Origin of the sequence: Streptomyces sp. NPDC058773, from assembly GCF_042746015.1 — a bacterium.
Taxonomy (GTDB): Bacteria; Actinomycetota; Actinomycetes; order Streptomycetales; family Streptomycetaceae; genus Streptomyces.
Window position 1 is genome coordinate 41955 of the sequence record NZ_JBHYPE010000022.1, and the last position, 19118, is coordinate 61072.

Genomic DNA, 19118 nt, shown 5'->3' on the forward strand with positions numbered 1-19118 from the left:
TGCGGACGGGGGAACGCGATGAGCAGTGCGGGGATCCGGGGCCGCCGGTCACTGCGGGCGTGCGCGCTCCCGTCCCCGCTTGCCCTCACCCATTCCCGATTTCCCGGTGCCCGAAGGGATTGGCGCGGGAATGCCGACACATATGGCCCGTCCCGGCGTTTATCCCGAAGAACCCCGGCAGCATCCGCGACTCCCTCACCGAGCAGATCGCAGACCACCGCCGTGGCCGATGCCGCGGTCGACGAGGAAGGAACCGCCTGATGGCCACCCCGCTGACCGCGAGCCGGCTGCTCAAGGCGCTGCGCAACGAGGGCCTGGTGGTCCACGAGGTCCGCAGCTGGCGTACGCACAACCGGAACTCGAAGGGCCCCTGGGGCCCGATGCACGGCGTGATGATCCACCACACCGCCACCGAGGGCACCGACAGCTCGGTGGACCTCTGCTACGACGGGCGCTCCGATCTGCCGGGGCCGCTGTGCCACGGCGTGATCGACAAGAAGGGCGCGGTCCATCTCGTCGGCAACGGCCGGGCCAACCACGCCGGGCTCGGTGACGGTGACGTCCTGCGGGCGGTGATCAACGAGGACGCGGAGCTGCCGGCGGACGACGACGCGGACACCGACGGCAACCGCTACTTCTACGGCTTCGAATGCATCAACCTCGGCGACGGCAAGGACCCGTGGCCGGATGAGCAGCTGCTCGCCATCGAGAAGGCGGCGGCCGCGATCTGCCGGGCGCACGGCTGGAACGAGCACTCGGTGATCGGTCACCGGGAGTGGCAGCCGGGGAAGGTCGATCCGAGCGGCTTCACGATGGACGACCTGCGCGGCCGGATCAAGAAGCGGCTGGCGAAGGCGGCGGAGGGCGCGCCGGAGACGGACGGGTCGGAGACCGATGGCTCGGTGACCGATGATTCCGAGTCCGGTGGTTCGGAGACGGACAGCTCGGAGTCCGGCGGCTCGGGGGCGGAGGGGCCGGAGTCGGGCGGCTCGGGGACGGCGGCGCCGGAACCGCAGGAACCGCCGCACGCGCCGTTCCCCGGCCAGGACTTCTTCCGGTCCGGGGCCAGCAGCCCGGTGATCACGGCGATGGGCGAACGGCTGGTCGCCGAGGGCTGCAGCCGCTACGAATACGGCCCCGGTCCGGAGTGGACCGAGGCGGACCGCGCGTCGTACGAGGCCTGGCAGCGCAAGCTCGGCTTCGACGGCGACGACGCGGACGGGGTGCCGGGGCAGGTCAGCTGGGCGCGACTCCAGGTGCCCAACTCCTAAAGGGTGACGCCTTGTTGGCGCACCGCGCCACGGATACACCAAAGCCGGGCGGACCTCCCCCACAGAGGTCCACCCGGCTGATCTTGGGTGTTCCGGCATCGGTCGCCGCCGCGACCGGAGCCGGTGGTGTCGGCCTGAGCCTCAGACGGCCTGGACCGGGAGGACCGGCAGCGCCGGGATGTTGGCGACGTTGGTCAGGTCGGCCAGGTCAGCGGGCACGGCCGGGACGGCGACGGCGTCGGTCAGGTTGGCCGGGACGGCGGGCACGGCCGGGACGGCGGGCACGGACGGAACGGCAACGGCGTCAGTCAGGTTGGCGGGCACGGACGGGACGGACGGAACCGACGGCACGGCCGGGACGGACGGAACCGCGGGCACCGACTTCACCGGCGCCAGGCCCCGCACGCCGGTGACGGCCTGGCCGGCGGTGCCCTGCGCGTCGGTCACGACGACGGTGGCCAGACCCTGCGCGAACGGCGCCGCGTCGGAGGCCGCACCCTGGGCGAACGCCACCGCGCCGGTCGCCTTGCCCTGCGCGAACGGCACCGCCTTGGCGACCTCACCCTGCGCGAACGGCGCCGCGTCGGAGGCCACGCCCTGGGCGAACGGCACCGCGTCGGCCGCCGCACCCTGCGCGAACAGCTGCGCCTGGCCGCCGACGACGGTCACGAACGGGGTCGCCTGGCCGGCCGCGTCACCCGCGAGCTGACCGGCACCGCCGACCGCGCCCTGGGCGACCGGCACGACCTTGACGACGACCCGGCGGGCGACGGGCGGCAGCACGTCGGCGGCGGTCTGGTCGACGACCGGACGCGTGGTGGCCAGCGCACCCTGGGCCTGCTTGGTCAGCTGCTCGGGACGGACGCCCGCACCGGCGAGACCGGCCAGCAGGTTGTCGGCCGAACCGGGGGCCTTGGGCAGCGCGGGAGTCTTGGGCAGCGCCGGGGTGCCGGGCAGGGACGGGACGCCCGGGGTGGCGGGCAGCTTCGGAACGGCGGGCAGCGTGCCGTTCGTGAGGCGGCCGGCCTGGCCCAGGCCGGCGCCCTTGGCGGCCTTCTTGACGGTCTTGACGGCCTTCTTGGCCTGCTTCGGACCAGCGGCCTTGTGCACCGCACCGGTGTCCGGCAGGTCCGCGCCGCCGGCCTGCTGCCGCACACCGTCGACCGCACCGGTCACGTCGCCGAGCTTGCCGGTGGGCAGCTCCTGGGCCGGCACGCCGCCGAGGGCGCCGGTGGCCTTGCCCGCCACCTCGCCGGCCGTCTTCTCGGCGGTCTCGACGGTCTTCGTCGCGGTGTCGGTCACCGTGCCGGTGGGCAGCTGCTGGGCGGTGTCGGTGACCGTGCCGGTGGCGGGCAGGTCCGTGCCGACCGGGAGCTCGGCGGCGCCGGCGGCGGCGGAGCCCAGGGCCCACAGTCCGGTGGCGGCAGCGGCAACGACGATGGAACGGCGGATGTTGGAGCGCATGGTGGTGAAGTCCTTCGAATTCTGAGGGGTTTGACGGGCAGACCTGTCCCGCCCCCGCGCGGCAGGTCCAGTTACAGACGCGGAGCGGTCTGCCCTAGCCCGGGAATTCGAGGATTTCTTCGGCACGCCGACGCGTCGGAGCGCCATCGGCCGTGCGGACGCCACCGGGCAGCAGCCGGAAGCGCGTGGAGTCGGCCGTGACGGCCGCGTACTGGTCGCCGCCGCGGGGGCCGTGGCCGTCCCCGGCGGAGTGCGAGGCGGGCGCGGCCGGGCCCTGCGGGGTCTGCCCCGGAAGGCCGTTGTGGTCCGCGTCCCGCTGCTCGTGGACGGTGTCCGCGGCGCCCGCGGGGACCGGGTGGTGCAGGCCTCCGCAGAGCTGAGCCGCCTCGGCGGCCGCACCGGCGGCCTGGTCGCCGGCCCGCGAAGGGGCCTGCTGCGCACCGTGGTCCGGCGTACGGCCGTGCTGGTCCGCGCCGTTGTCCCCGGGACGCCCGGTGTGCTCACCGGACGGGAGGCGGACGGGCAGCGCGGCCTCGGCCGAGTCCCCGACCTCCCGGACGACGCGGCTCACCGGCTCGGTGATCCGGCCGGTGACCGGTGCGGTCCGCTCGACGGTGGGTCGTACGGCCTCGGCCACCGCGTCGGACGCGGCGCGGGTGTGCTCGGCGAGCTTCGCGCCGGACTCCTCGCCGCGCTGCTCCAGCGCGGCTCCGGAGCCGGACAGCCGGTTCGCCCCGTCCCGGGTGGCGGCCCGGTCCGGGGTGGACGCCTCGGCGGCGGGCCCCGCCGGGGCCGCTGCCCCGGTCAGGTCCGCGCTCTTCGTGCGGTCGTCGGCATGGGCGCCGGGACCGAAGGCGAAGCCGAGGGCGACGAAGCCCACCAGGAAGAGCCCGGCCAGCAGCGCACGCCGCACGGCCACCGTGCGCGGCAGGCGCACGGCGGCAGGCAGGACGAGCACAGCAGACAAGAGGGGACCTTCCCATACGGACGGGGACGCCCTGGGGACATGTCCCTGGCGTCACGCGCGTCGCGGGCGATCGAGCGATGAACTGATACTTGCATGGGCAACCAGGTGCCGCGCAAGTCCCCCCGGGCTACCTGTCACCGTTGCTCCGCCATGTCCGGTATGGGCAGCGGGCGTTTCTCGATCGCGGCCGCCATCACGTCCGGGAACAGGTCCGGAGTGCAGGCGAACGCCGGTGCGCCCAGGGCCGCGAGGGCCGCGGCGTGCTCCCGGTCGTAGGCGGGCGCGCCCTCGTCGGACAGGGCCAGCAGCGGCACGAACTGCACCCCGGACGCCTTCATCGCGGCGACCCGCTTGAGCATCTCGTCCCGGATGCCGCCCTCGTAGAGGTCGCTGATGAGGACGACGACGGTGTCGGCGGGGCGGGTGATGCGGGACTGGCAGTAGGCGAGCGCGCGGTTGATGTCCGTGCCGCCGCCGAGCTGGGTGCCGAAGAGGACGTCCACCGGGTCGTCCAGTTGGTCCGTCAGGTCGATCACCGAGGTGTCGAAGACGACCAGCCGGGTGTCGAGGGTCCGCATGGAGGCCAGCACCGCGCCGAACACCGAGGCGTAGACGACCGAGGCGGCCATCGAACCGGACTGGTCGATACAGAGCACCACGTCCTTCTTCACCGACTGCGCGGCGCGGCCGTAGCCGACCAGCCGCTCGGGCACGACGGTGCGGTACTCGGGAAGGTAGTTCTTGAGGTTCGCCCGGATCGTGCGGTCCCAGTCGATGTCGCGGTGGCGCGGGCGGCTGACCCGTGCGGAGCGGTCCAGCGCGCCGGTGAGGGTGGCGCGGGTGCGCTGCGCCAGCTTCTTCTCCAGCTGCTCGACGACCTTGCGGACGACGGCACGGGCGGTCTCCTTGGTGGTCTCCGGCATGACCTTGTTGAGCGAGAGCAGGGTGCCCACGAGGTGCACGTCCGCCTCGACGGCCGCCAGCATCTCCGGCTCCAGCAGCAGCGCGGACAGCCCCAGCCGGTCGATGGCGTCCCGCTGCATCACCTGCACCACGGACGACGGGAAGTACGTACGGATGTCGCCGAGCCAGCGCGCCACCCCGGGCGCCGAGGCGCCGAGCCCCGCCGAACGCCGGCCGCCGTCGGCCCCCTTGCCGCGGCCGTCCCGGCCGTAGAGCGAGGCGAGCGCCCCGTCCATCGCGGCGTCCCGGCCACTGAGCGCACGCCCCGTCCCGTCCGCGCCACCGCCCCCGAGCACCAGCCGCCAGCGGCGCAGGCGTTCGTCCTCGGAGACGGGGGCCGGGGTGGGGGTGGTGACCGGGGCCAGGGCCGTTGCCGGGGCGGGCGCCGTCGCCGAAGCGTTGGCCGGGTCGTCCCCGGCCGTTCCCGCGGTGGTGGCCGTCGTCGGGACCGGGGTCGTGGTCGGGGCCGCGGCCGCGGCCGGGGCCGGCGCCGGGGTCGTCCGGTCCGGAGTCGTGCTGGTCATGTCCGTGCCCCCGTGAGGTCGTCGGCGGGTCGGGTGGGGTCCGGGTGCTCGTCGTCGAAGCCGTGCTGTCCGATGCCCAGCAGCAGGCGGAGGGTGGGGAGGACGGCGGCGGCGCGGTCGCGGTCCAGGCCGGGGCCGAAGCCGGGTACGACGGCGTCCGGGGCGTCACCGGCCGGGCCGCGGGAGGCCGTCGCGGGGCCGCGGCGGATCAGTTCGCCGAGGGTGCGCCGTACGCCGGACTCGTATACCGCGAACGTACGGCGCAGCAGCGGGAGTACGTCGGTGAACGCGGCGTCCGGCACCCCGGTCAGCCAGCCGTCGACCAGCGCCAGCAGCCGTTCGTCATGGACCAGCAGCATGCCGCCGTCCCCGCCGCCGACGAAGCCCTCGATCCATCCGGCGGCATCGGTGGGCGGTGTGCCCGGCGACAGGGCGAGGCCCATCAGCCGCTCCGCTCCCCCGTCGCCCAACTCGCCGTCGTCCAGCAGGAGCCGGGTCGCGCGGCCACGGATCAGGCCGGGCACGGTGTCCCGTTCGCTGACCGCCCGCAGCACTCCGGTCCAGCGGGCCCGCAGTCCGTCCCCTCCGGGCCGCCGCCCGGTCTCCGGCCGGCCGAGCAGGCCGACGGCCTGGTGGGTGGCGTCGAGATGACCGCGCATCTCGGCGGCGCCGTCGGCGTCCAGCCCCGGGCAGGCCGGGGGCAGTCCGACGAAGACCCGCTCGGCCAGGCCGGTGGCCACCTCACGGAGCGTCGCGGCGTCCGTGCCGCGCACATCGCCGTAGCGGACGGACCGGACGAGGGCGGGCAGCGCCTGGGCGAGCCGGCCCACATCCGTGTCCAGCGCCGCGCGGTCGGACAGCGCCTGCATCACCAGCGGGAGGGCGTCGGGGAGTCCGGCGAGCAGACAGCGCTCCGCGAGCGCGGTGACCTCGGGGAGGCCGGCCGCCCCGGCCGCCTCGGACGCCGCCTTGGCGGTGGCGGCCGAGAGCACGGTCGTGCCCCAGATGCCGGCCTCGGCGACCCGTACGGAGAGCTCCGGCTCCCAGCGCAGCAGCCAGGTCTCCCGGAAGGTACCCGTGCTGCCGCGGGAGCGGGTGGGCTCGCCCCAGGGGATGCCGAGCAGCTGCAGCCGGTGCAGCAGCCGGCTGCGTCCGGCGTCGGTCTCCTTGCGCAGGTCCAGCTCCAGCTCCCGTTCCAGCGCTTCCGGTTTGAGCCGCAGCGTGCGCCGACTGCGGGCGATGTCACGTTCGAGCGGCACCGCGGGGGCGCCCTCCGGGACCTCACCCAGCACCTCCCCGACCACCAGCCGGTCGTGGATCAGCGAGGACGGGGCGTCGGTGCCGTCCCCCATGACGGCGCGCACCGCGTCGTCCAGCTCGGTCAGGCCGGCCAGCGGGCGGCCGCGTACCGTGGCCAGCCCCTCGGCGAGCCGTACGGCCTCGATGACATGCGCCGACGAGACGGCGTAGTCCTCCTCGCGGAGCAGCCCGGCGACCTTGGTCAGCCAGCGTTCGACGGGGCGGTCGGGGGCGCTGAAGAGATGGCCGTACCAGCCGGGGGAGGCGACACCCGCGCCGTAGCCGCTGCGGCGGGAGAGCCGCCGGTGCGTCCAGGGGACCCAGGTCACCGCGGTCTTCACCTTGGGCAGGCCCTTGAGCAGTTGCCGGTCGGCGGTCATGGTGGTGCGCTGCGCCAGGGCGGGGACGTGCCAGGCCCCGCACACCACGGCGAGGTCGTCGCCGAACTCCCGTCGCGCGGCCCGCAGCCGGAGCCGCATATGGGCCTCGCGCACCAGGTCGCGTTCGTGGCCCCCGTCGCCGTAGGTGTCGCGCAGGGTGCCCATCGCCTCGGCCAGCGCCGCGAACGGCGCCAGCGCGTCCGCCCCGGCTCCCGCGCCCCCGCGGTGCTCGACCACGTCCTCCCACCAGCGCTCGGGGTCGTCGTAGCCGGCCGCTTCGGCAAGCACCCCGATCGGATCGATCCGCACCTCGGCGCCGGGCCCGGCCTCCCGCGCGCCGGCCTCTTCGGCGATCGGCCCGCTGTCCTCGGTGGCCGGTCCGCTGTCCTCGTCCGCCGGAGCGCTGCCCTCGCCCGACGGTCCACCGTCGTCCTCCGACGGTCCGCTGCCCTCGCCCGACGGTCCGCCGTCGTCCCCGCCCGCCAGGGAGTGCGCCGCGGGCAGATCGATGAAGCGGACGGGGACGTCGTGAGCCAGTGCCCAGCGCATCGCCACCCACTCCGGGGAGAACTCGGCCAGCGGCCAGAACGCGGCGCGGCCGGGGTCGTCCTGGGCATGGGCGAGCAGCGCGACGGGCGGCCGCATGCCCTCCTGGGCGGCCAGCGGCACCAGCTCGTCCGCCTCCGGCGGCCCTTCGATCAGGACCGCAGCCGGGGTGCACTGCTCCAGGGCGGCCCGCACCGCGCGCGCCGACCCGGGACCGTGATGGCGCACCCCGAGCAGCACCGGCCCGCCCCTGCCGGTCGTTCGCCCGCTCATGCGCTCACCTCACGGCAGGCGCGGTAGAAGTCCTTCCAGCCGTCGCGCTCGCGCACCACGGTCTCCAGATACTCCTGCCAGACGACCCGGTCGGCCGCGGGGTCGCGGACCACGGCGCCCAGGATGCCCGCGGCGACATCGCCGGCCCGCAGTATGCCGTCCCCGAAGTGGGTGGCCAGTGCCAGGCCGTTGGTCACCACCGAGATGGCCTCGGCCGTGGAGAGGGTGCCGGACGGCGACTTGAGCTTGGTCCGGCCGTCGGTGGTGAGGCCGGTCCGCAGCTCCCGGAAGACCGTGACGACCCGGCGGATCTCGTCCAGGCCCTCGGGCCCGGCGGGGAGGTCGAGCGAGCGGCCGAGCTGCCCGACCCGGCGCGAGACGATGTCGACCTCCTCGTCCGGGGTCGCGGGCAGCGGCAGCACGACGGTGTTGAAGCGGCGGCGGAGCGCGCTGGAGAGTTCGTTGACCCCGCGGTCGCGGTCGTTGGCGGTGGCGATCAGGTTGAAGCCGCGGACCGCCTGCACCTCCTGCCCCAACTCCGGGATCGGCAGGGTCTTTTCCGACAGGACGGTGATGAGCGTGTCCTGCACGTCGGCGGGGATACGGGTCAGCTCCTCGACCCGGGCGGTCATGCCCTGCGCCATCGCGCGCATCACCGGGCTGGGCACCAGCGCGTCACGGCTGGGGCCGTGGGCGAGCAGCTGGGCGTAGTTCCAGCCGTAGCGGATCGCCTCTTCCGGGGTGCCGGCGGTGCCCTGCACCAGGAGGGTGGAATCTCCGCTGACCGCCGCCGCCAGATGCTCGGACACCCAGGTCTTGGCGGTGCCGGGCACGCCCAGCAGGAGCAGCGCGCGGTCCGTCGCGAGGGTCGTCACGGCGACCTCGACGATCCGTCGCGGACCGACGTATTTGGGGGTGATGACCGTGCCGTCCGCGAGGGTGCCGCCGAGGAGGTACGTCGCGACCGCCCAGGGCGAGAGCCGCCAGCGCTCCGGCCGCGGCCGGTCATCGGCCGCCGCGAGGGCCGCCAGCTCCGCCGCGAAACTGTCCTCCGCGTGCGGCCGCAGGACCTCGCCGCCCGCGGCCGCCGGCGCCGTCCCGGCCGCCGGCCGGCCCTCGGCATCCGCCGTCGTGATGCTCTTCCCGGACATGCTTCCCCCTCGTCGCGCGGTGTGCGGCCGGCACCCGGAAACCGCTGCGGCCGCTTGCGGATTCCACCCTGCACCACGCCACTGACAATGCCCCGAAAACCCTCTCCGGCCTGCGCGTTCATCACGACGCACGGCGATTGTCAGTGGTGCGCCGTAGCGTCGGAGACATGAATCCGCAGGGGGAACGCTGGACGACGGATCAGGTGCTCGCACTGGCACCTGACGAGGCATCACGCCGGGCGGGCGGCAAGCTCGCGGCGCCCGGTCCGTGGTCGGAGACGGGCGCGGACGAGGGCGCGGTGTGGGGGCAGTGCACGGGCAGCGGAAAGAAGCCGTATCAGACGGTCGTGGACATCAAGGGCCCCGGCTTCAAGTGCAGTTGCCCGAGCCGGAAGTTTCCGTGCAAGCACGCCCTGGGGCTGCTGCTGCTCTGGGCGGGCGGCGGGGAGGTCACGGCCGGGGAGCCGTCGGCCTGGGCGGCCGAGTGGCTGGAAGGCCGCCGCAAGCGGGACGGGCGGGATTCGGGCGGCGCCGCCGGTGCGGGCGCCCCGTCGCGTGCGCCCGCCGACCCGGAGGCCGCCAGGCGGCGGGCGGAGCGCCGGATGCAGCGGATCGCCGCCGGCGCCACGGAGCTGGAAGCGCGGCTGACGGATCTGCTGCAGTCCGGGCTGGCCTCGGCGGAGAGCGGGGCGGGCTCCTGGGACGAGACCGCGGCCCGCATGGTGGACGCGCAGGCCCCCGGGCTCGCCGCGCGGGTACGGGAGTTGTCGTCGGTGGTGGCGTCCGGGCCGGACTGGCCGTCCCGGCTGCTGGCGGAGTGCGCGCTGCTGCACCTCCTCGACCAGGCGTTCCTCGGTATCGAGCGGCTTCCGGGCCCGCTCGCGGCGACGGTCCGCTCGCGCGTCGGGCTGACCACGGACGCGGCGGAGGTGCTGACCGGCGCCGATGCGGCGACGGTCCGGGACCGCTGGCTGGTGCTCGCCCAACAGGACAGTGACGACGGAAAGTTGCTCACCCGCCGGATCCATCTCCGGGGCGAGCGGACCGGCCGGATGGCGCTGCACCTCTCCTTCGGCGGCTCCCCCGCCCGCCCCCTGGACCTGGCCCTGCCGCCCGGTCTGGTGCTCGACGCGGACCTCGCCTACTACCCGGGCGCCCGTCCGCTGCGCGCCACCCTCGGCGAGCGGCACGCCCCGACGGCCCCCGGGCCGGTCCCCCCGGGCGGTGGCATCGATGCCGCCCTGGCCGCGTACGGCGACGCGCTGCGCGACGACCCGTGGCTGGATTCCTGGCCGGTGGTGCTCAGCGACGTCACACCGATACCGGGCCGCGACGGGCAGGGCTGGCAGCTGGCCGACGCGGACGGGGAGTCGGCGCTCCCGCTGGACCCGCGCAGCCTGGGCCGTACGAGCCTGTGGCAGCTGGCCGCCCTGTCGGGCGGGGCGCCGGTCACGGTCTTCGGCGAATGCGGCCATCGCGGCTTTCTGCCGCTGACCGCCTGGGACCCCACCGGCACCCCGGTGTCCCTGTGACCCGCGCCCCGGCCACGACGCCCCGGCCCCCTGGGACGCCGTCCACCACCGATGCCTGGAGGAAGGCATGACCCGCACCACCACACCCACTTCACCCACCGCAGCCGCTTCACCCGTCGCAGCCACTTCACCCACCCCGTCCGCGTCATCCACCGCAGCCGTCGCACCGACGCCGACCGCCCCCGCCCCCTGGTCCGCCCTTGTGAGCGCCGCGCTGCTCGGCACCGGGCGGCGGACCCCGCCGGTGGCGGCCCGGCCGGGGCAGGGCGCGGCGGCCGCGCTGCTGGACGCGGCGGCGGTGAGCACGGTGCGCCGGCGCGCCGCACTGCGCCCCGCACCGGCCGGTGAGCGGCCCGCCCCGGCCCCGGCCGACCCACGGCCCCTGCTGCCTCCGGCGGCCCGCCGCCGGCTGTCCCTGCTGCTCGCCGACCGCGGCGGCAGCGGAGGCGGCAGCCGCCGGGGCACGGCCCCTGACCTCACCGAGCTGCTGCCCCAATGGCTCGCCGCCGCGGGCGAGTACGGCTACCGCGCCCCGGAGGCGCTGCTGCCCGCGCTGCTCGACACCGCCCGCGCCCGTACGGACCTGCGGCCCGCCGCGCTCGCCCTGGCGGGGCCGCGCGCCCTGTGGCTGGCCCGGCTCAACGACGAGTGGAAGTTCGCGCTCCGTGGCATCGGCGGACCGTCCGCACTCCCCGGTGACGGCGACCCCGGGGCCGTGCAACAACAGTGGGAGGAGGGCCTGTTCGCGGAGCGGGTCGCCCTGCTGACCGCCCTGCGTCGCCAGGACCCGCCGGCGGGCCTGGCGCTGCTGCGGACCACCTGGTCCACGGAGCGGGCCGAGGACCGCCTGATGTTCCTCGACTCGCTGCGCGAGGAACTCTCGGCGGCCGATGAACCCTTCCTCGAACAGGCCCTGTCCGACCGCAGCCGCAATGTCCGCGCCACGGCCGCCGAGCTGCTCTCCACGCTTCCCGGCTCCGCGCTCGCGGCCCGTATGGCACAGCGGGCCCACAGCTGCATCGGACTGGACCGCACGGCCGGCGCACCGGTGATCGCCGTGGAGGCACCCCATGAGTGCGACCAGGCGATGCAGCGGGACGGCGTGACGCCCGCACCGCCCTCCGGACGGGGCGAACGGTCCTGGTGGCTGAGCCAGTTGGTGGAGGCGACCCCCCTGGACGGCTGGCCCGCGCGCTTCGGCGGCCGGGACGCGGCGGCGATCATCGCGCTGCCGGTGGGCGACGACTGGCGGACGGAGCTGCACGACGCCTGGTGCCGCGCCGCCGTGCGCCAGCGGAACGCCGGCTGGGCGCGGGCGCTGCTGGGCGCGCCGGCCGCCCCGTCCCAGGCCGCCGAGGTCGCGCCGGCCGGCTCGTCACGGGATCTCACGAAGCTGCTGACCGTGCTTCCCGGGGGCGAACGGGCCCGGTGGGTCGCGGAGTTCATCGCGGCGCACGGCCTGTCGGAGGCCTTCCGGATGCTCGGCGTGTGTGCCGTCCCGTGGGCCGAGCCGCTCGGCGGCGCGGTGGTCGACGCCCTGGACATCGCCCGGGACGCGGGCAGCTATCCCTGGAGCTTCAGCGGCGTGATGGGCCTGGCCGAACGCTGTCTGGACCCCGCCGCGGCGGACCGGCTCGACATGCTCACGGCCGTCACGGACGAGCCGGAGGGAGCCTCCCCGGGCTCCGGCGGCTACTGGTCCGAGGCCTTCCAGCGCCTGGTCGGCACCCTGCGCCTGCGCGCCACGATGCACGCCGAACTCACCCCGCCACCGGCCGGCGACACCACCGGCCCCGAGCCCGGTCCAGGCTCGGACACCGCCCTCGAAGCAGCCCCGTCCGGGCCCCGCGTGCCATGAACCACCACACCGAATCCGCACGCACCGGGGCCCACACCTACAGGGCCGGCTCCTCGCGGACCGTCCGCTCCGGGGCCCCGCCACGGCCCGGCCGCCACCGGGCCGGACCGGGCCATCACCCCCGTGATGCCTCGGGTGCCTCAGGCGCCTCAGACCGCCAGCGAGCGGACGTTCTCGTTGACCCACTCCACGATCGAAGCGGTCGTGGCGCCCGGAGTGAAGATCTCCGCGACGCCCTGTGCCTTGAGCGGGGCGATGTCCGCCTCGGGGATGATCCCGCCGCCGAAGACCTTGATGTCCGCCGCGTCCCGCTCCTCCAGCAGGGCGATGACCTTCGCGAAGAGGGTGTTGTGCGCGCCGGAGAGGATGGACAGCCCGATCGCGTCGGCGTCCTCCTGGATCGCGGTGTCGACGATCTGCTCCGGGGTCTGGTGCAGCCCGGTGTAGATCACCTCCATACCGGCGTCGCGCAGCGCCCGCGCGATGACCTTGGCGCCCCGGTCGTGCCCGTCCAGACCCGGCTTGGCCACCACCACACGGATCGGCCCCGACCGGCCCGCCGCGCCCTGGCTCCCCGCTTGCGCTCCGTCATGCCGAGCCACACTCATCACTGCCTCCAAGCCATGCACGGCACTGTGGTGCCGCCGAGCCGACAATCGATCGCGCGACCGCGATCCGGCGGCCACGAGCGTGAACGAACGTTATCGCCAGCATCCCGTACCCAGCCGTTTCGTGACATCCGGGGAGGGGGAAATCACACATGGGACACGTTCGCTACGCGCCGCGTCCCGCGTGTCGTGCCGCCGGAGCCGGGCGGCACCGGACGCGGGCCGGGCGCAAGGGGAGCCGCAGCCGGGCCACCGCGCCGCCGGGCACGCAGCAGCGAGCCGCACACACGCCGCCTGCCCGCCGACGCCACCGCTGGCTTCCCACGAGGGCAAACGGGGGACGAAGACGCCTTCCGCGTGCCATCCGGGAGGTCGGCCATGCAGGCCCTGCCCTTTCTCTCCGCACCCCTTCTCCTCGCGCGCCTGGCCGCCACACCGGTCCGGTGCGCGCGCCTGCTGCCCGTGCGCGCCGCTGCGCTGCCCCTTCGCAGCACGGTCGTGGACCTGGCGATCCTCGCCGGCCATCTCCTCCTCTATCCGACCGGCATCTCCCAGGAACGCCCCGTGCCACGCCCCGCACCCCACCCGGCTACCGAGCCTCCGGAAAGCGTCCCGGCGCCCATGACAGCGGAGTCACCACAGCCTTCCGCCGGTCCGCCCACACTGCTGCCGACCGAGGGCCGCTCCCATCCGCCGGTGCTCCTGCTCCACGGCTTCATCGACAACCGCTCCGTCTTCCTGCTGCTGCGCCGCTCCCTGCACCGGCACGGCTGGCGCCATGTGGAAGCGCTCAACTACTCCCCGCTGACCTGTGATCTCCGTAAGGCCGCCGAACTGCTCAGCCGCCATGTGGAGGAGATCTGCGCCCGGACCGGCCACCGCCGGGTGGACCTCGTGGGCCACAGCCTCGGCGGCCTCATCGCCCGCTATTACGTACAGCGCCTCGGCGGCGACACCCGCGTCCGTACGGTCGTCACGCTCGGTACCCCGCACTCCGGCACCCGCATCGCGCCGCTGATGTCGGCACACCCCCTCGTCCGCCAGATGCGCCCCGATTCCGAGGTGATAGCGGAGTTGTCGCTGCCGGCGCCGAATTGCCGCACGCAATTCGTGGCTTTCTGGAGCGAGGACGACCAGGTGATGGTTCCGGCCACAACAGCGAAAATCAGTCACCCGGATTTGATCGCGTACAGCGTGCATGTCGCCGGTGTCGGACATCTCGCCCTGCCGGTCAATGGCACCGTCGCCGCCGGAATACGGGAAGCACTGACCTCGGCGGAAGCCACGGAAGGGACGGCGGGCGCCATTTCGGTCGCCTGACCGGCCCGCCGCGCCGGCCCTGCGGGCGCGCGGGACGCCGTCACGACGCTGCAACGGCGACCTGATCTCGACGAGAAGTCGAACAAACTTCGAACGGGGCGCCAAGAGCTCGCATGGGGACTCCCGAAAGGCGGCCAAATGCCCGATCTGGCCTAGCGCAAAACCAGTTGAAGATTGTCGCCGTCGCGGACCGCCGGGTACAGTCGCCGCTAATTCTCCTGCTGCCGAGGCGAAAGAGAAGTTGGTGAACGACCGTCACCCCTCGGGGGCCCACCCTCCGACCGGCTCTGCTTCCGACGCCTCGTATGCGCACTATCCCGCCTACGATTCCTACGCCGACGGCCCCGGATACGGCGACGGCGACCCGCTCTTCGGCTCGCTCCCCGGCTCGTACGAAACCGGCATGTACGAGACCGGCGCCTATGACACCGGGCTGTACGACACCGGCACCCACGCCACGGCGGGCGCCTACGGCATGAGTTCCTACGGCACCGGCACCTATGACACCGGGACGTACCCGGCGGGCGACGGCTATGCCACCGGCGCGTACGACACCGGCAACTACGGCACGGCCCAGTGGGACACCGGCGGCTGGGACACCGGCGCCTACGCGGTCGCCGACCCGCACGCGGCCGGCGCGGGCTACGACCCGTATGCGCACACCGCCTACGACACCGCGGCGCACGACGCGACCGCGTACCCCTCGACCGGATACGAGACGGCCGGCTACGAGGCCACCGCGTACGGTCACGGCGGCTTCGGCACCGGGAGCCATCCCACCGGCGCCTACGACACCGACGGTTACACCGCCGGCGGGTACGACGCCACCGACACCTCCGACGCCTTCGACGCGTTCGGACGGCAGGCCACCACGGTCCAGGAGACCGCGAGTTACGAGGCCACCGCGATCTGGTCGACCACGGACCAGGACCTGATCAGCAGCATCCCGGCGCAGGCCGGTCCGCCGCCGGCCGACACCCTCCAGTGGGACAGCGCCAGTTGGGACGAGGCCGGGCATCTCGCCCAGGGCGCCCCCGACAGCGACCGGCCCGCGGGCGAGCCGTACGACACCGGCCGGACCGAGGGCGACGACGGCACTCCCGGCGACGCCTACCGCGAGGCCGCGGCCGTGGCGGACGCCATGACGCAGGCCATGCCGGTCACCCCCGCGGCACCCGCCTCCACCACCGGCCGCCGGGTCGCCGGGCCGGACGCCGGGAAGGCCGTCCGCGGCCGGGGCCGGAAGCGTACGGCGAAGCGGTCGGCGCTGCTGACCGTCGCGGTGCCCTCGGTCGCCGCCATGGGCGTGTGCGCCGTGGCCGCCGCGTCCGTCGCCAACTTCGGCGGGGACGACAAGGACGAAGCGACCGCCCAGGCCGCGCCCGACGCTGCGCCGGTCAAACCGTCCGCGGCCAACAACAAGCTCGACACCCAGCTCGCCGGACTCAGCGCCAGCGCCGACGACTTCCGCGACCGGGCCAGCCGCACCCAGGAGCGGATCGACCTCAAGGAGCGCCAGGCGCAGGAGCGCAAGCGCAAGGCGGAGGAGGCCGCCCGCAAGGAGGCGATGCGGCCCAAGTTCCTGCTGCCGGTCAAGCAGCACGGGCTGAGTGCCCAGTTCGGCCAGGCCGGGGTGAACTGGATGTCGCTGCACACCGGTATCGACTTCCCGGTCAGCTACGGCACCCCGGTCATGTCCGCCACCGACGGCACCGTACGCACCCAGTGGAACTCCGCCTACGGCAACATGGCGATCGTGACCGCGCCCGACGGCACCGAGACCTGGTACTGCCACCTCAGCAGCACCAAGATCCGCTCCGGGTCGGTCAAGGCCGGTGACCAGATTGCCTATTCGGGCAACTCCGGCAATTCCACCGGTCCGCATCTGCACTTCGAGGTGCGTCCCGGCGGCGGCGCGGCGGTCGACCCGCTGCCCTGGCTGCGCGACCACGGCCTCGACCCGAACTGAGCCCGGCCGCCCCCGCGGCGCGGCCCCCAGGGTGTGTCCCCGGGGGCTTCCGGCTCCCGTTACAGCTTCTCCACCGGTGCGTACCGCAGCAGCAGCCGCTTGGGCTTCTCGCCGCCGAAGTCGATCGTCGCCTCGGCGTTGTCACCGCTGCCCTTGACGCCGACGACCGTGCCGAGGCCGAAGCTGTCGTGCGTGACGCGGTCGCCGACGGCCAGCGGGACCACCGGGCGGTCCGTGCCGCGGCGGGTCGCGAAACCGCTGGGGCCCTTGGCACGGGACGACGACAGCGAGGACCCGAAGCCGCCTCCGCCGCCCGCCGAGAGCCCGCCCATGGACGCGGACGGCGTCGCCGGGCCGGTCCGCTTCCACTCCACGAAGTCGTCCGGGATCTCCTCCAGGAACCGGGAGGGCGGGTTGTACGAGGGCTGGCCCCAGGCGCTGCGCATCGTCGAGCGGGTGACATAGAGCCGCTCGCGGGCGCGGGTGATGCCGACATAGGCCAGCCGGCGCTCCTCCTCCAGCTCCTTGGTCTGGCCCAGCGAGCGCATGTGCGGGAAGACGCCGTCCTCCATGCCGGTCAGGAAGACGGTGGGGAACTCCAGGCCCTTGGCGGTGTGCAGCGTCATGAGGGTGATCACGCCGCTGCCCTCCTCGTCCTCGTCCGGGATCTGGTCGGAGTCGGCGACCAGCGCGACCTGCTCCAGGAATTCGGGGAGGGTGCCGGGATTCTCTTCCCCGCGGTCCTGCTCGAATTCCAGGGCGACGGCGGCAAGTTCCTGGAGGTTCTCGATCCGGGTCTCGTCCTGGGGGTCGGTGGAGGCCTGGAGTTCGGCGAGGTAGCCCGTGCGCTCCAGGACGGCTTCCAGGACGGTGGCGGGGCCGGCGCCGGACTCGACGATGGTCCGCAGCTCCTCCATGAGGACGTTGAAGCGCTTGACGGCGTTCGTGGAGCGGGCCGCCATGCCGTAGGCCTCGTCGACCCGGCGCAGCGCCTGCGGGAAGGTGATCTTCTCGCGCGCCGACAGGGCTTCGATCATCGCCTCGGCGCGGTCGCCGATACCGCGCTTGGGCACGTTCAGGATGCGGCGGAGCGGGACGGTGTCCTCGGGGTTGGCGAGCACCCGCAGATAGGCGAGGACGTCGCGGACCTCCTTGCGCTCGTAGAAGCGCACACCACCGACGACCTTGTAGGGCAGCCCGACCCGGATGAAGATCTCTTCGAAGACCCGGGACTGGGCGTTGGTGCGGTAGAAGACCGCGACATCGCCGGCCTTGGCGTCGCCGGTGTCGGTCAGCCGGTCGATCTCGTCGGCGACGAACTGGGCCTCGTCGTGCTCGGTGTCGGCGACATAGCCGGTGATCTTGGGGCCGGCGCCGGCGTCCGTCCAGAGGTTCTTGGGGCGGCGGTTCTCGTTGCGCTCGATGACGGCGTTGGCGGCGGACAGGATCGTCTGCGACGAGCGGTAGTTCTGCTCCAGCAGGATCGTGGTCGCGTCCGGGTAGTCCTCCTCGAACTGGAGGATGTTACGGATCGTGGCGCCGCGGAAGGCGTAGATCGACTGGTCGGCGTCACCGACGACGCAGAGCTCGGCGGCGGTCTCGGCGGGGCCCACCAGTTCGCGTACGAGGGTGTACTGGGCGTGGTTGGTGTCCTGGTACTCGTCGACGAGGACATGGCGGAAGCGGCGGCGGTAGTGCTCGGCGACGTCCGGGAAGGCCTGGAGCAGATTGACCGTCGTCATGATGATGTCGTCGAAGTCCAGCGCGTTGGCCTCGCGCAGCCGCGCCTGGTACATCGCGTACGCCTCGGCCAGCGTCTTCTCAAAGCCATCGGCCGCCGTGCCCGCGAAGGTCTCCTCGTCGATGAGCTCGTTCTTGAGGTTGGAGATCTTCGCGCTGAAGGACTTGGGCGGGTAGCGCTTGGGGTCCAGGTCGAGGTCGCGGCAGACCAGGGCCATCAGGCGCTTGGAGTCGGCGGCGTCGTAGATCGAGAACGAGGACGTGAAGCCCAGCTTCTTGGACTCGCGGCGCAGGATGCGGACGCAGGCGCTGTGGAAGGTGGAGACCCACATGGCGTTGGCCCGCGGGCCGACCAGGTCCTCCACGCGCTCCTTCATCTCACCGGCGGCCTTGTTGGTGAACGTGATCGCGAGGATCTGGCCGGGGTGGACATGGCGCTCGGCGAGCAGATGCGCGATGCGGTGGGTGAGCACCCGGGTCTTGCCGGAGCCGGCGCCGGCGACGATCAGCAGCGGGCCGCCGGTGTGCACCACGGCGGCTTTCTGCTGGTCGTTGAGCCCCTCCAGCAGCGCCGCGGCGTCGACGGCCGGGCGGGCGGCGCCATCGCGGTAGTACGGCTCCCTGGGCGCGGGCGCGTCGAAACGCCCGCCGAAGAGGTCGGCGGGGATCTCCTCCGGGGCCGGGCCGTGTTCGTCCTCGGGAGGCGGGGGGTGTTCCTCCTCGCCCTTGTGGCCGAGGTCCGCCAGGAAGCTGTCGTCAAAGAGGCTGCTCATCGCCCACCGAGTCTAGGCCGCCGCACTGACAGTCCGCCGCGGAGTCGCCGAATGCGGGCCGCCTGTGGGGCGGGCACCGGAGCGGCAGGGGCGGGACGGCCGCAACCACAGCCCGAAAGGGCGGCGCCTCGTCTACCCGAATCCGACATCTGCCACAACCAGCCCCGCATCGCGTTCAGGTCACGAAAAGGTTTCGGGCATATCGAACATCAGCCTTCACAGAAGCCACACGAGTTGGCTAACGTCCTCGCTCAGGCAGCCCGCCTCCCCGCGGACGACAGGTTCGCACGGGCCGCCGACGCCGAGTCCGGCCCTGCCCCAGGCACCCGGAGCCGGGGACCCATCAGCACCACCGGGGTGAATCGATCCGTACGGCCGTCGCCAGTGGACGTCCGGACCGTAGGGCAAGCCTTCCGTCAGTGACACCGCCCGAACCCGACAGCTAACCCGGTAGGCGGTCCACGGAAGGAGTTGCCGGTC

At 73.7% G+C, this 19118-nt stretch carries 12 protein-coding genes and 1 riboswitch; of the genes, 5 read left to right on the plus strand and 7 right to left on the minus strand.

Features of this window, described 5'->3' with window-relative positions; translation table 11 throughout:
- Positions 1-260 precede the first annotated feature (260 nt).
- Positions 261-1271 carry a peptidoglycan-binding protein gene (locus ACFW5B_RS20175; protein WP_386441028.1) on the plus strand — a complete coding sequence of 337 codons (1011 nt, stop codon included), beginning with the start codon at positions 261-263 and terminating at the stop codon, positions 1269-1271.
- Positions 1272-1412: 141 nt separating this feature from the next.
- On the opposite strand, the gene ACFW5B_RS20180 is transcribed toward ACFW5B_RS20175, so the two are convergent.
- From ACFW5B_RS20180 to ACFW5B_RS20200, 5 genes are all read right to left on the minus strand, one after another.
- The gene (locus ACFW5B_RS20180) at positions 1413-2735 is read right to left on the minus strand and encodes a hypothetical protein (RefSeq protein ID WP_386441031.1); all 1323 of its coding nucleotides are present in this window, start codon (positions 2733-2735) and stop codon (positions 1413-1415) included.
- Positions 2736-2829: 94 nt separating this feature from the next.
- Positions 2830-3702 (minus strand): hypothetical protein, encoded by an 873-nt coding sequence (locus ACFW5B_RS20185; protein ID WP_386441034.1) that lies wholly within the window; start codon positions 3700-3702, stop codon positions 2830-2832.
- A 134-nt stretch (positions 3703-3836) separates the two neighbouring features.
- Entirely contained in the window at positions 3837-5189 is a 1353-nt protein-coding gene (locus tag ACFW5B_RS20190) for a VWA domain-containing protein (protein WP_386441037.1), read from the minus strand.
- Positions 5186-7687 (minus strand): DUF5682 family protein, encoded by a 2502-nt coding sequence (locus tag ACFW5B_RS20195; protein WP_386441040.1) that lies wholly within the window; start codon positions 7685-7687, stop codon positions 5186-5188. The genes ACFW5B_RS20190 and ACFW5B_RS20195 overlap by 4 nt, the downstream gene beginning before the upstream one ends.
- Positions 7684-8838, minus strand: coding sequence for an AAA family ATPase (locus ACFW5B_RS20200; RefSeq protein WP_386441044.1), 1155 nt, complete (start codon positions 8836-8838; stop codon positions 7684-7686). The genes ACFW5B_RS20195 and ACFW5B_RS20200 overlap by 4 nt, the downstream gene beginning before the upstream one ends.
- A gap of 167 nt (positions 8839-9005) precedes the next feature.
- On the opposite strand from ACFW5B_RS20200, the gene ACFW5B_RS20205 reads away from it, so the two are divergent.
- On the plus strand, positions 9006-10370 hold the full coding sequence (locus tag ACFW5B_RS20205; RefSeq protein ID WP_386441047.1) for an SWIM zinc finger family protein: 1365 nt from the start codon (positions 9006-9008) through the stop codon (positions 10368-10370).
- 67 nt (positions 10371-10437) lie between these two features.
- A complete protein-coding gene (locus tag ACFW5B_RS20210) occupies positions 10438-12228 on the plus strand; it encodes a DUF5691 domain-containing protein (protein ID WP_386441050.1) in 1791 nt (596 codons plus the stop codon).
- Between the two features lie 149 nt (positions 12229-12377).
- Here ACFW5B_RS20210 and ACFW5B_RS20215 read toward each other — a convergent pair whose 3' ends face one another.
- A complete protein-coding gene (locus ACFW5B_RS20215) occupies positions 12378-12836 on the minus strand; it encodes a cobalamin B12-binding domain-containing protein (RefSeq protein WP_208681384.1) in 459 nt (152 codons plus the stop codon).
- Between the two features lie 378 nt (positions 12837-13214).
- Between ACFW5B_RS20215 and ACFW5B_RS20220 the strand changes: the two genes are divergently transcribed.
- Together ACFW5B_RS20220 and ACFW5B_RS20225 are read left to right on the plus strand one after the other, a co-directional pair.
- Entirely contained in the window at positions 13215-14156 is a 942-nt protein-coding gene (locus ACFW5B_RS20220; RefSeq protein WP_386441054.1) for an alpha/beta fold hydrolase, read from the plus strand.
- Between the two features lie 244 nt (positions 14157-14400).
- Complete coding sequence (locus ACFW5B_RS20225; RefSeq protein ID WP_386441057.1) at positions 14401-16125, plus strand: peptidoglycan DD-metalloendopeptidase family protein; 1725 nt, start codon at positions 14401-14403, stop codon at positions 16123-16125.
- 59 nt (positions 16126-16184) lie between these two features.
- Here ACFW5B_RS20225 and pcrA read toward each other — a convergent pair whose 3' ends face one another.
- Entirely contained in the window at positions 16185-18638 is a 2454-nt protein-coding gene (pcrA, locus tag ACFW5B_RS20230) for a DNA helicase PcrA (RefSeq protein WP_386441060.1), read from the minus strand.
- Positions 18639-18927: 289 nt separating this feature from the next.
- Positions 18928-19111, plus strand: a riboswitch (cyclic di-AMP (ydaO/yuaA leader).
- Positions 19112-19118 lie beyond the last annotated feature (7 nt).